The sequence below is a fragment of the Bifidobacterium sp. ESL0732 genome, assembly GCF_029395535.1.
Taxonomy (GTDB): domain Bacteria; phylum Actinomycetota; class Actinomycetes; order Actinomycetales; family Bifidobacteriaceae; genus Bifidobacterium.
This window is the reverse complement of sequence record NZ_CP113920.1, coordinates 1,664,434-1,676,739: the sequence shown is the minus strand read 5'-3', so window position 1 is coordinate 1,676,739 and position 12,306 is coordinate 1,664,434. Positions and strand designations below refer to the sequence as shown.

At 54.9% G+C, this 12,306-nt stretch carries 11 protein-coding genes; 9 read left to right on the top strand and 2 right to left on the bottom strand.

Annotated elements, in window-relative coordinates:
* The first annotated feature begins 97 nt into the window (after window positions 1–97).
* From OZX70_RS06520 to OZX70_RS06510, 3 genes are all read left to right on the top strand, one after another.
* Window positions 98–1,057 (top strand): L-lactate dehydrogenase, encoded by a 960-nt coding sequence (locus tag OZX70_RS06520; protein WP_277180057.1) that lies wholly within the window; start codon window positions 98–100, stop codon window positions 1,055–1,057.
* A 362-nt stretch (window positions 1,058–1,419) separates the two neighbouring features.
* Window positions 1,420–2,355, top strand: a complete 936-nt coding sequence (locus OZX70_RS06515; RefSeq protein WP_277180055.1) for an AEC family transporter — start codon at window positions 1,420–1,422, stop codon at window positions 2,353–2,355.
* A gap of 398 nt (window positions 2,356–2,753) precedes the next feature.
* Window positions 2,754–3,647: a cation diffusion facilitator family transporter gene (locus OZX70_RS06510; RefSeq protein WP_277182145.1), complete on the top strand. Its 894-nt coding sequence runs from the start codon at window positions 2,754–2,756 to the stop codon at window positions 3,645–3,647.
* A gap of 27 nt (window positions 3,648–3,674) precedes the next feature.
* On the opposite strand, the gene lexA is transcribed toward OZX70_RS06510, so the two are convergent.
* Window positions 3,675–4,382, bottom strand: coding sequence for a transcriptional repressor LexA (gene lexA, locus OZX70_RS06505; RefSeq protein WP_277182143.1), 708 nt, complete (start codon window positions 4,380–4,382; stop codon window positions 3,675–3,677).
* Between the two features lie 165 nt (window positions 4,383–4,547).
* Here lexA and OZX70_RS06500 point away from each other — a divergent pair, with 165 nt between their 5' ends.
* Together OZX70_RS06500 and nrdR are read left to right on the top strand one after the other, a co-directional pair.
* Complete coding sequence (locus OZX70_RS06500; protein ID WP_277180054.1) at window positions 4,548–4,880, top strand: LysM peptidoglycan-binding domain-containing protein; 333 nt, start codon at window positions 4,548–4,550, stop codon at window positions 4,878–4,880.
* A gap of 175 nt (window positions 4,881–5,055) precedes the next feature.
* The gene (gene nrdR / locus OZX70_RS06495; protein WP_277180052.1) at window positions 5,056–5,517 is read left to right on the top strand and encodes a transcriptional regulator NrdR; all 462 of its coding nucleotides are present in this window, start codon (window positions 5,056–5,058) and stop codon (window positions 5,515–5,517) included.
* Between the two features lie 30 nt (window positions 5,518–5,547).
* On the opposite strand, the gene OZX70_RS06490 is transcribed toward nrdR, so the two are convergent.
* Complete coding sequence (locus OZX70_RS06490; protein WP_277180050.1) at window positions 5,548–7,890, bottom strand: AAA family ATPase; 2,343 nt, start codon at window positions 7,888–7,890, stop codon at window positions 5,548–5,550.
* A 423-nt stretch (window positions 7,891–8,313) separates the two neighbouring features.
* On the opposite strand from OZX70_RS06490, the gene mraZ reads away from it, so the two are divergent.
* From mraZ to OZX70_RS06470, 4 genes are read left to right on the top strand one after another with little or no spacing between them, the layout of a single operon-like run.
* A complete protein-coding gene (gene mraZ / locus OZX70_RS06485; protein ID WP_277180048.1) occupies window positions 8,314–8,916 on the top strand; it encodes a division/cell wall cluster transcriptional repressor MraZ in 603 nt (200 codons plus the stop codon).
* Window positions 8,916–10,031, top strand: coding sequence for a 16S rRNA (cytosine(1402)-N(4))-methyltransferase RsmH (gene rsmH / locus OZX70_RS06480; RefSeq protein WP_277180046.1), 1,116 nt, complete (start codon window positions 8,916–8,918; stop codon window positions 10,029–10,031). Before mraZ ends, rsmH begins: the two co-directional genes overlap by 1 nt.
* Window positions 10,028–10,477 (top strand): hypothetical protein, encoded by a 450-nt coding sequence (locus OZX70_RS06475; protein ID WP_348519428.1) that lies wholly within the window; start codon window positions 10,028–10,030, stop codon window positions 10,475–10,477. Before rsmH ends, OZX70_RS06475 begins: the two co-directional genes overlap by 4 nt.
* 2 nt (window positions 10,478–10,479) lie before the next feature.
* Window positions 10,480–12,279 carry a penicillin-binding protein 2 gene (locus OZX70_RS06470; protein ID WP_277182140.1) on the top strand — a complete coding sequence of 600 codons (1,800 nt, stop codon included), beginning with the start codon at window positions 10,480–10,482 and terminating at the stop codon, window positions 12,277–12,279.
* The last annotated feature ends 27 nt before the right edge of the window (window positions 12,280–12,306 follow it).

Here is a 12,306-nt window from a genome sequence, read left to right as displayed (position 1 = left end):
CTCGCATGGCTGTGTGAAAGAGGTTTGAACGAAGGGATGAGGATAGCACAGTCGATTATTGACTTTCTTAAAAAATCATTCTGAAAGGTTCGATTACATGTCTAATTCGATTAAACCAACCAAGCTTGCCATCATCGGGGCAGGAGCTGTCGGCTCCACACTCGCTTTCGCTGCCGCCCAGCGTGGTGTCGCCCGCGACATTGTGCTCGAAGACATTAACAAGGAGCGCGTCGAAGCCGAAGTCCTCGATATGCAGCACGGCTCCAGCTTCTATCCTTCCGTCTCCATCGACGGTTCGGATGACATCGAGATCTGCCGCGACGCCGACATGGTGGTCATCACTGCAGGCGCACGTCAGAAGCCGGGCCAGACCAGACTCGACCTCGCCAACGCGACCGTCAACATGATGAAGTCCATCGTTCCCGGCGTCATCAAGGTCGCTCCGAACGCCATCTACATGCTTATCACCAACCCGGTCGACATCGTCACCTACGTCATGTTGAAGCTCTCCGGTCTGCCGGCCAACCAGATTTTCGGCTCGGGCACCAACCTCGACACGGCCCGCCTGCGTTTCCTCATCGGTCAGCAGACCGGCGTTAACGTCAAGAATGTGCATGCCTACATCGCTGGCGAACACGGCGATTCCGAAGTCCCGCTTTGGGCCTCCGCCACCATCGGTGGTGTCACCATGTGCGACTGGAAGGCGCTGCCGGGCCATGAGCCGCTCGATGCCGCCAAGCGTGAGGAGATCCATCAGGAAGTCAAGAACGCCGCCTACCGTATCATCAACGGCAAGGGCGCCACAAACTTCGCCATCGCCATGTCCGGCGTCGACATCATCGACGCGGTCCTGAACGATTCGAACCGTGTGCTGCCGGTCTCCTCGCTGCTGCAGGACTTCCACGGTATTTCAGACATCTGCATGTCCGTACCTACGCTGGTCAATCGTTCCGGCGTCAACTCGCACATCAACACGCCGCTTTCCGATCACGAGCTCGCGCAGCTGCGTCGTTCGGCCGACACGTTGAAAGAAGCCGTCTCCAAGTTCGGTTTCTGATCGTTTTTCGAATACCGCCATCGTCGATCTGAACGCCGGTGGTCGTTGGTTCTGAACATTCGAATATGATTCGATACTTTATTGAACACCGGTAATGTATCCGGCCCGCATCGTATGCCGCTTCTACTTTTATTAAGGTAGATGCGGCATACATCATTTTGCAGGGATGCAAGTATCGGGTTTTGTTAAAAGTTATCGGATTATTGTCCGCTCGTTGAGACGTGAAACGTCCGGAAAATATGCGTTGTGTAGAGTATCCGTAACTCACGTAAAAGAACGTCTGCCTGAAATGTCGGGATTCAACGATGCTCGCCTAGACGCTATGCAGGGGGAAAAGCGTGGGTGAGATGGAGAAATAATTTATGCTGAAAACTGTCATATTTGCCTTGCTGCCGATACTTGTCACCATGTTGCTCGGCGCTTTTGCCGCCAAACGCGGCGATTTCGATAGCACCGACAGCAGTCGGCTCATCAAATTCGTGATGAATTACGCCCTGCCCATGCACGTGTTCGGCGGTATCTGGGCCACCAAACGCAAGTTGATCGTCGAAGATATCCCGTTGGCGTTGTGGATGCTCGGTGCGATGCTCGTCTCCTATTTCCTGCTCTATTTCATCTACTGGAAGATTGTCAAGAACCAAAGCGGGCTTTCCTCGTTGCGTGCGCTTTCGGTGGCCGACCCCTCGATTCCCTTCATCGGTTCCGCGGTGCTTCCGCTCTTCTTCGACGAGACTATCAGCGCCATAGACATTGGCATTGCCAGTCTCATCATCAATGTGGTTCTGGTCCCGTTTGTGTTCGAGGCGCTCGCCGCGGATGTGAATAAAAAGAATGGCCCGAAGATTTCCGTAGGCAAGCGGCTGGTGAAAGGGCTGACGAAACCGTTGGTGCTGGCAGCCTTCCTTGGCTTCATTCTTTCGATCTGTGGTTGGTCGATGCCCAGCGTTCTCGAGCCTACGTTCACCGTGCTCGGCAAGACTGCAGGCGGTGTGGCGATGTTCGCCACAGGCATTGTGCTCGTCACCCGCAAGATCTCCTTCAACCCTCATGTCTGGCTGACCGTGGGTTTGAAAAACATCGCCTATCCGGCCATCATCTGGGCTTTGATGGTCGCCACCGGCATGCCGAGCGAGCTGACGCGTATCGTCGTGATTACCATGGCCATCCCTACCGCCACGCTGCCGACGAACCTGGCCATTGACTACGGCATCCATGAGTCGGAGATGGCATCGACGCAATTCTTGAGTACGGTACTCTCGTTCGTCACCTTGAGCTGCGCAATGTTGCTGCTGCAGTAAAAGAAAAATCCTTGGTATCACTGGGTTTTATCGTTTCGGCTGCGGCAGTATAAGCCGCTTTTTGAAAATGAAAAAGATTGTCGGTTTTAGTGTCAAAGAAAAACGAAACGGACAATATTGTGCGACCTGCTTGTTCTTCGGCTCTGAGTCGCAAAACCCAACTCCCGCTTACGTTTTGACGCGTATAGTGTCACCAGTAACACAGCGTTTTAACGTTGACAATGAGCTTACGCCAAATCGACGAAAGCAAGAGAATGGACGTTCCGTTTTCGTCGATGGCGATAAATGCACGGTAGGGAGAGGATATGGTTTCGCAACGGCAAGGGCAAGGAACTGAAACGCAGAAAAGCCAAAGAACGCAATCTGCTGATGGTCAAGCGGGTGGCCAGGGCAAGGCGATGGAACATCAGAGAAGACTTATGGTGACGCTGGGCCTCACCCTGACGATTTTCGTGGTCGAAGTTTTCGGCGCCATCATCACCGGATCGCTTGCGCTTCTGGTCGATTGTGCCCATATGCTTACGGATGTCGCGGTGCTCACCGCCTCTACGATTACTGCTGTGCTGATGCGCAGAAGGCCTAACAAGGAACGAACTTGGGGCTGGGCCAGGCTTGAGCCGATCACGGCAGGGCTCGGAGCGCTGATATTGATGGCCGTTGGGGTCTATGCGTTGGTCGAAGCGGTTCTGCGTCTGGCAGGCGTTTCCGGTGATGAGGTACAGAGTGTCGGCATGCTGCTCGGTTTCGGTATTCTGGGTCTGGTGTTCAACGTCGTTTCCGTCCTTGTGCTTTCCGGCCAGCACAAAGACAATATGAACATGCGCGCGGCCTTCTTGGAAACGATGAACGACGCGCTCGGTTCTTTTACAGTCGTGGTTTCCGCCATTGTCATCATGACCACTGGCTGGCATGGATTCGATGCTCTCGCCGGCGCGGTTATCGCGTTGCTTATCGTGCCGAGAGCTTTCGTATTGATGAAGAACGCAGTCAAGGTATTACTTGAAGAGACCCCGGAAGGCCTCGATCTTGACGAAGTGCGCGAGCATATGAAAAGCGTCGATCACGTCATAGATGTCCACGATGTTCATGCTTCAACAGTGGCGACCGGCATGCCGATTCTGACTGCCCACGTCGTGGTGGAGCCGAATCTGACGATGGCTCAGGGCGCCGATATTCTTCATCAGCTGCATACCTGCCTAACCGACCATTTCTCGGTTTCGATTCCCCACACCACCTTCCAGCTGGAGCCACAAGGCTTCAGCCAGGCCCAAAGCGAGGCGATTCACCGCTGATTCTGCAATATTTGGGAATATGAGGGTTCAGATCTTACGTAAAACCGTGACGACTTTGCCCATCACTTTGGCGTAAGTGCCGTCGATGGGGGAGTAAGACGGATTGTGCGGCATCAGCCAGACATGGCCGTGGTCTTTCTGGAAAGTCTTGACCGTGGCTTCACCATCGAGCAGGGCCGCGACGATATCGCCGTTTTCCGCAGTCTCCTGTTCTCGCACCACCACGAAATCGCCATCGCAGATGGCAGCATCGATCATCGAATCCCCGTGAACCTCAAGCATGAAAAGATTGCCGTTGCCGGTAAGCCGCTCAGGCAGCCTCATCACATCGTCAACATGCTGTTCGGCAGTGATGGGCGTGCCGGCTGCAATGCGGCCGACCAGAGGAATGTCGTGTGATTGGGCGATGGCTTCGTCCGTTTCGTCCTCGGAGCTGAACGGAAGCACGGTAGAGGCGTGGTTGCTTTCGGGGATATTGGACTCGTTCTCCACCAATTCGATGGCGCGGCCCTTGTTCGCGTTCATTTTGATATAGCCTTTGTCTTCAAGGACCTCGAGCTGATGTTTGACCGAGGACGGGCTTTTGAGTCCTGCTTCCTCGCCGATTTCGCGGAATGAAGGAGCGAAGCCATAACGTGAAACATGCCTGCGAACGGCTTCCAATACTTTGCGTTGCCGATCCGTCAACTGTTGGTTCGGCGTGGCTTGAGAAAAGTTGCCATGCGGGTTATGGATAGGTGGGAGGGTGCTCACGATAGTTCCTTTCGGCGTTTGACTTACAGCATAACCTATTTTCTTTAGAATTTCAAACAGATGTTCGATTCCGCCTTGCTTTTTTCGAACAAGTGTGCCAATATAGAACAAACGTTCGTTAGTACAGATGTTCGAAGGAGTGCAGAGATGAGTGAAAAAGACAGGGATTCCAAAGTTCGTTGTGCCGCCAATCGTCGTCGCATCGCGCGAAACAGGGTCGTTGCGGCGGTTGTGCTGGCATTCGTTGTGTTCTTTGGTTGGCAGGCGGTCGCCCCGCATGTTGCCAATTCGGCGACCGATGACGCCAATGTGGTCAGTTATACGGTTCGTCCGGGCGATACGTTGTGGTCATATGCGCAGCAGATTACACCGAAAAACAAGAATGTGGGGGATACGGTCGCCGAAATCATGGATCTGAATCAGCTGAATTCCGCTCAATTGCAACCGGGCCAGAGGATTATGGTGCCTGAAGAGGCATAAATCGCGCATGGTCGGAGTCTCTTTCGGCTTAATGCCGATTGATAGAGATAATTATAAAATATAGGCGTGTTTAATTTTGAAAAGTGTGCCTTGCCTACTCTTAGATGCACAGTAAGTTTTAAACGCCGTGAAATATGTGTGTCTTGTTCTCCCGCCCTCTGGTTATGGTGACAGTATGCATTGTCCCTTTTGCCAGAATAATGACACTAAAGTAGTCGATACGCGTATCAGTGAAGATGGTCATTCCATCCGGCGTAGACGCGAATGCCCCGAATGCGGCCGCAGGTTCACCACAGTGGAAACGACGATGCTTCTGGTCACCAAGCGTTCCGGAAATTTGGAACCATTCGATCGTCAAAAGGTTATTGATGGGGTTCGCAAAGCCTGCCAGGGCAGACCTATTGATGAAGACGCGCTGAAGCAACTGGGGCAGCAGGTCGAAGAGGATTTGCGCAGTCAGGGTTTGGCGCAGGTCAAATCGGAAGATATCGGCAAGGCAATCCTCAAACCGTTGCGCGAACTTGACGAAGTGGCTTATTTGCGTTTTGCCAGTGTCTATCAGAATTTCAACGGACTGGCGGATTTCCAGAAGGCCATTGATGAACTGAAACGGGACAAGGGCGCTTCCGAGAAGTAGTCCCATCCTTTGATTGACTACGCCGAAACGCTATAGGTCAAGCAGGCGCTTGTCGCGTTCGGTTTCAATGATGACGAGTCGCTGGGTCGGACGCGTCAAAGCGACATAAAGATCGGCCGCCCCTGAGAGTCGTGAAGGTGCGTCCTGAGCGATTTCACCGGGCTCTACGAGAATTACCGCGTCGTATTCCAGGCCTTTGATCATTTGGGTGTCGCAGATGCTCAAAGGAGCATCGCTCGGCGATTCTTCGAAACGAGAGTTTGTGTCGGTTTGATTGTTCTTCTCGGAGATTCCCATTAGCTTCGAGGCAGTGGACTTGCCTTTGGCGGTTGCCAAACGGTGGTAAAGGTCTTGGCGGATACTGGCGCTCAGCGAATTCGGTGCGATGACCGCAACACGACCAGTGCCGTCGTCTGAGATGAATTGCTTTGCCATGTTCAGCGCTTCATCGCCGATTGTCTGGAAAAGATCACTCTTTGAGCCGCTTCCATTGCCGGAGCCCACACTCAGGTGTTTTACCGAATCAGCCATCGTGCGCACGCCTTTGGTGGTCGAGACATACAGTCCTTCGTCTTCGGCGAAATGGGTGGCCAGTTGCGAGACCTCCTGCGGATTGCGGTAGTTGATTGTCAATTCTTTCAAGTCCCAGCCGTCTTGCCCGAAGAGGCGGTCCATGGTCTTCTCCCAACGGCGTGTGCCTCCCAGAGCCGAGGTCTGTGCCACATCACCGACGATGGTGAACGAGCGCGACGGGCAGCGACGCATGAGCATTCGCCAGTCCATCGGGGTGAGCTCCTGAGCTTCGTCGATGACGATATGCCCGTATGTCCATTCGCGGTCGGCGCCGGCTTTCTGCGCCACAGCTTCGGCGTCCAAACCGTTGATATTGTCCACCAGCATTGAGGAGGTGACGATGCCGGAACCGATGCCTGCCTGCGCCAATGTATCTTTGGCGAATTGTTCTTCTTCGTCGCGCTTGGCCTTCGCCGCCGCTTCGCGAGCCGAAACCTTCGGGTCGGGCCCAAGCAGCTCCATGGCCTCATCGAGCAACGGAATGTCGGAAACGGTGAGCGGTGAGTGCTTCGGTCGTGTCAGCTCCCTGATATCGGCTTGCGAAAGCCAAGGAGCGAACCGGCGCAATTGTGCAGGCTTCGCGAAAAGCTGGTCGACAAGCCATGGAGCGTTCATGGGAAGCCATGCCAGATTCAGGGTCTTGCGAATCTCATCATGCATTTTCAGCTGCATCGCCGCGTCGGAGATTTCCGACTGCTCGGGTGTGTAATCAAGGTTGTCGACGTACCGGTTGCGCATCGCGCTCAGAACGCTTTTGACAAAGGTCTCTCTGGCCTTGTTGTGTGGGGAACGGGTGCGTTTGGCATCCTGTATCGCTTGTATGACATCGGTTTTCCGCATCGGTACGTCCATGCCATTGATGCGCACTGTCGGCAAGTGCTTGGGGATGCGTTCCCTCGCGGCTACGGCGTTGGCGATCGCCGAAGCCATGCGGGTCTCGCCCTTAAGCTGTGCGGCACGGGGAGAATCCATCTTTTCGGCGGCGAAACCTGGTACGAGGTCGCCGATGGTGCGGGAGACCACGCCAGTCTCACCGAGCGAAGGGAGGACCTGATTGATATAACGTAGAAAAGCGGGACTCGGGCCGACCACGAGCACTCCGGAACGCTCGAGCCTGCGGCGGTGTGTATAAAGCAGATAAGCGGCGCGGTGCAGCGCCACCGCCGTTTTTCCCGTTCCGGGCCCACCTTGCACCACGATGGCACGGTCCATCGGCGCCCGGATGATGCGATCCTGCTCGCCTTGGATGGTGGCCACGATATCGGTCATCTTGCCGGTACGTTTGGAATTGAGCGAGGCGATCAGGGCGCCCTCCCCGGTCAATGTCCCCGCTTGCTCGGCCTGACCCACCTGTCCGGAGTTGACGTCAAGCACTTCGTCTTCGATGCCGATCACCTTGCGGAAATTCAACGTGATGTGCCGACGCATGACGATATCGCCATGATGCGAGGGCGTCGCTTCATAGAAGGGCCTTGCCGCCTCGGCGCGCCAATCGGTCAGAATCGGCTCATGGTTGTCGTTGGAAAGTCCCATACGCCCGATGTAGCGTTTTTCGCCCTTGTCGCTGTCAATGCGCCCGAAGACGAGTCTGTCCTCGACGCCGCGCAGCTGGGTGAGTCGGTCCTCGTACATGGTGGCAAACGAATCTCGTTCGGTGCGCATTGTCGGAGAACCGTGGGCTCCTGCGGCTCGAACAGTATCCAGTCGAGAACGGGTCTGGGAACGCAACGAGTCCAGCCGTCCGTAGGCGCGATCGACCGCGTGCTGTTCTTCGTCGATTTGCGAGGAGTAGCTCGACATCTATAGGTTCCCCTTCATCTGGGCAGTTCGGGTTGTGTGTGTGCTGCTTAAAAACTCAAGTTAATAATTCTAGCCTGTGCACTCTATTTCTTGGATGGTGATTGTGCTCTTGGAAAATGCCGTTTCAGATGATGAAAATTCTCGTTATTTCAACGGTTTCGAATATGTGCAGTGATAATCGACAGATGAAACTTCGGTTTCAAAAAAATGTTCAGTGAACGTTATTTCTCCTATCGGCGCATGTCGAAATTGATTTTTTTAGAGAGAGGGAGCAGAGGGAAATTACTGTAACACTGAATTTTTTGAAGAAAAATTGATTTTTTTGTGTTTTTGTGGGGAAGAATGGTGATAAGTGGGGTAAAGTGGTGAACTAGTTGTAAGACTTAGCAAAAACATTGGCAATCATTGAAAAGAGGAGGCGGAATGGCGGAACGCGATAACGACTCCATCGACGACGAACCGTTCCACGATTGTTCGAAGCCTGACGCAGCAGGTGTGAATGCCAATAGTGCCTCTAATTCCGCTACTTCGCCACTGCAAAGACCTACAAATTTGATTCCTGTATCAGCTTCTGCACCTCAGGCGGAACCCCTGTTGCTCGGCACCTATACCCCCAAAATCGACAAGAAAGGGCGTATGGCCTTACCAGCCAAGATGCGTTCGCAGCTTGGCGAGGGCATGGTGATGGCTCGCGGTCAGGAAAAATGCGTTTATCTGCTTCCCCAAACCGAATTTCGGCGTATAGCAGCGCGGATTCAGCGTGCCTCGATGGGCAACAAAGCCACGAGAAGCTATCTGCGCGTCTTCCTTTCCGGTGCGGTCGAGGGCGAACCGGACAAGCAGGGCCGCATTTTGGTCCCGCAGACCTTGCGCGGTTACGCAGATCTGGGCGACGACATTGTGGTGATCGGTGTGGGCACCCGTGCCGAAATCTGGAACAAGGAATCCTGGGATGCCTATCTCGCCGACCAGGAGGAAGGCTATTCCGATATAGCCGATGATGTATTGCCGGCGGTGGAGTGGTGATGACTGATCTCAACAATATCCATACACCGGTTCTGCTGGACGAATGCGTCCGGCTGGTCGCTCCCGCGCTGGAACATCCTGATGCCGTAGTGGTTGATTGCACCCTCGGCCTGGCCGGGCATGCGACGGCGTTTTTGAAGGCCGCCCCGCAAGCCAGACTTGTCGGCATCGATCGTGATGAAGAAGCGCTTTCCATGGCTACGGAACGCATGGAGGAAGCAGGGCTGGGCGCCCGGTTTACTCCGATTCATGCGGCGTTCGACGAATTTGACGATGTACTAGAAAACCTCGGTTTGAAACATGTGGATGCCGCTTTTATGGACTTGGGGCTTTCGAGCCTCCAGATCGACGAGACCGACCGAGGATTCTCCTATTCGCACGACGCCCCGCTTGACATGCGTATGGACACCAGCCAAAGCCTCGATGCCGCGCAGATTCTCGCACAATATTCCGAAAGCCAACTTGTCCGGATTTTTCGCGAATATGGCCAGGAACGGTTCTCCAAGCCGATTGCTCGCGCCATCGTCCGTCAACGTGAAAAAGAGCCGCTGAAAACTTCAAGCCAGCTGGATGCTCTGGTCGACCGGGTCGTCCCCAAATCCCACCGTGCCAAAGGCAACCCCGCCAAGCGCGTTTTTCAGGCCCTTCGTATCGAAGTCAACGGCGAACTTGACAAGCTCAAGCGTACGCTGCCGCAGATTGCCAACAGGCTTGAGCTAGGCGGCAGACTGGTCGTCGAATCCTACCATTCACTGGAAGACCGCACGGTCAAGACGTTTATGGCCCAGGGGCTTGTTGTCGACGCTCCCGCCGATCTGCCGATCGTGCCTGCCGACGCGCAACCGTTCTTCAAAGAACTGACCCGTGGGGCAATCAAGGCCGATGAAGCCGAAATCGAACATAATCCACGCTCGGCACCCGTCAGATTGCGCGGGGTAGAGCTAACACGGGAAATCCCCGAGCGCTGGCGCAACAGGTTCGCCGAAGACGCCAAGGAAAATCCGGGCGACCGAGACCTGGGCTATGGGCCGGATGCGCACAACAAGTTTTTGCATGACAGGCGGAAGCATCAAGACAAACACAATCAAGACAATCGAAGGAAAAGGAGGGAATGATGAGCAGCGCCACAGCAAGATCGGTTCGCTCCCGTGTCGCACCAGCCGGCCGTGAAGACGATAACCGCACGACGTCTTCCCGTCCCGAGCTCCAGGTCGTCGCCGGCGGCAAAGCGAAAAAAGACAGTGAAAATCTCGCTGCCGGTATTTTCAGCAGGATCAATACGGTTTCGGTGGTCCATGTCATCATCGCGGTGATCTTCCTTTTCGCCGCATTGCTCGGGTCGTTGGCTCTGCGCACACAAATGGTGCAGAATTCCTTCCAACAGGCTCAGGTGCAGGCCAACATCAGCAAGCTCAATCAGGATGTCGAGGACGACGAGGCGCAGCTTGACAGCCTGCAGGCGAGTCTTCCCGACCGCGCCCAGAAAATGGGCATGGTTCCTCAGTCCGGTCCATTGTCGATAGATCTTCAGGGATACCAACCTACGGATAAGGGTCAATGATTATGCGTTCCTACGCCAATAAAACCAAAGGCAAGCAATTCGTGTCGCGTTGCGCCGTGATCGCCACGGTGCTTGCGCTCGTATTCGTTGTGTGCTTTGGCCAATTGGCCAATCTTCAGTTGCTCAACGGCCGCGAGATGGCTGAGGCTGCCACGGCAGGACGGACGCTCAAAGTGCCCGTCCATGGTATGCGGGGCAAGATACTGGACAGCAACGGAGCCGTTTTGGCGCAAAGCGTGGAGCGTTATACCATCATCGGCGATCCGAAGGCCGCTCAGGAATACGACCCGATCTGCAGCACACAGATCACCGACAATTGCACCCAGACAAAGAAAGACGGCGGTAAGACACTTGGCGTGGTCGGTGCCGCGCGTGTGGCGAGGATGGCTGCTCCGATACTGGGCATGGATGCCATGGAGCTTGGCGGCAAGCTTGCCGGCCCAGGCCGTTATGCTGTCTTGAAAAAGGACGTGGAACCCGCGGCCAAACGCAAGCTTGACAAACTTGGTCTTGGCGGCATCGTCTACGGTGAGCTTTCGCAGAACCGCGTCTATTCCGACGGCACGCTCATGGGTGCCTTCCTCGGCGGCGTCGACGACAAGACCAATGGCGTTTCGGGAATGGAACAGGTTCAGAACTCGACGCTTGCCGGCAAAGACGGATACAAGATCTACCAACAGGGCAACAACGGTGTCGAAATTCCCGGCACGTTGACCGATTCGCAAGCTGCCCGCAACGGCAGCGATGTCAAGCTGACCATTGATTCCGACGTCGATTGGTTCGTCAAAAAGGTGTTGAAAGACGGCAAGGACCAATACAAAGCGGATTGGGCTATTGCCTGCGTCGAAGACATTCGCACCCATCAGATTATCGCCCTCGACGATTCCGACGATGTTCAGGCCGGCAGCGATCAGGCCAAGCTCAGCGTCTCCCGTGCGGTTTCGGAAACCTTTGAACCCGGCTCGATTGGTAAGACCTTCTCAATGGCGGGATTGTTGCAGCATGGTATCCATCAGATGACCGATCATTTCCAGGTTCCCGATAGACTCGATAAAAACGGCCAGGTTTTCACTGACGTCACGCCGCATCCCCTTTCCAATTGGACGTTGGCCGGCATCCTCCAGCAATCTTCTAACGTCGGCATGGTCATGTCTTCCAACGATTACAAAGACCAGGACCGTTACGACATGCTCACCAAATTCGGCATCGGCCAGCCCACAGGCCTTAACCTGCCTGGGGAGTCACGCGGGACGTTGACCAATCCGAACGCATGGGACAAGCGCACACGCGACACCATACTGTTCGGCCAGGGTTATGCCACCAACGTCGTCCAATTGACCAATGCCATCGCAGCCATTGGCGACGGCGGCATCTACCGCAAGCCTTCCATCGTCGATTCGACGGTCGATGCCGACGGCCATGTTACCAAGCAGCCGTTGGATGAGGGCACACGCATCATGGATGCCAACGTGAACGCGCAGCTGATGAATGCGATGGAGTCTTCAGGCGAGGAATACGCGAAAACGACTGGTGTCGACGGCTATCGCGTCGCCGGCAAGTCGGGAACCGCACAGGTGGCCGGTCCAACCGGCGCACTCGACAGCATCGTCAGCGATTTTTCGGGCATCCTTCCCGCCGACAATCCGCGTTTCGTGCTTACTGTGGTGATGCGCAATCCTCAGGGCATCTACGGCGGTCTCACCAGCGGTGCGTTGTTCAAGCAAATCGGTGAATTCCTTATGCAGAAGTACGAGGTCCCTCCCTCCCAGCCTCGCAACAATGCTATTCCTGTGACGTGGTGACAAATGGTGATAACAGCATGAAACGGG

Coding starts and splice junctions, on each gene's coding strand:
- OZX70_RS06490 (WP_277180050.1), bottom strand. CDS start 7,890: ATGTCGAGCTACTCCTCGCAAATCGACGAAGAACAGCACGCGGTCGAT.
- rsmH (WP_277180046.1), top strand. CDS start 8,916: ATGACTGATCTCAACAATATCCATACACCGGTTCTGCTGGACGAATGC.
- OZX70_RS06510 (WP_277182145.1), top strand. CDS start 2,754: ATGGAACATCAGAGAAGACTTATGGTGACGCTGGGCCTCACCCTGACG.
- nrdR (WP_277180052.1), top strand. CDS start 5,056: ATGCATTGTCCCTTTTGCCAGAATAATGACACTAAAGTAGTCGATACG.
- OZX70_RS06475 (WP_348519428.1), top strand. CDS start 10,028: ATGATGAGCAGCGCCACAGCAAGATCGGTTCGCTCCCGTGTCGCACCA.
- OZX70_RS06520 (WP_277180057.1), top strand. CDS start 98: ATGTCTAATTCGATTAAACCAACCAAGCTTGCCATCATCGGGGCAGGA.
- mraZ (WP_277180048.1), top strand. CDS start 8,314: ATGGCGGAACGCGATAACGACTCCATCGACGACGAACCGTTCCACGAT.
- OZX70_RS06470 (WP_277182140.1), top strand. CDS start 10,480: ATGCGTTCCTACGCCAATAAAACCAAAGGCAAGCAATTCGTGTCGCGT.
- OZX70_RS06500 (WP_277180054.1), top strand. CDS start 4,548: ATGAGTGAAAAAGACAGGGATTCCAAAGTTCGTTGTGCCGCCAATCGT.
- OZX70_RS06515 (WP_277180055.1), top strand. CDS start 1,420: ATGCTGAAAACTGTCATATTTGCCTTGCTGCCGATACTTGTCACCATG.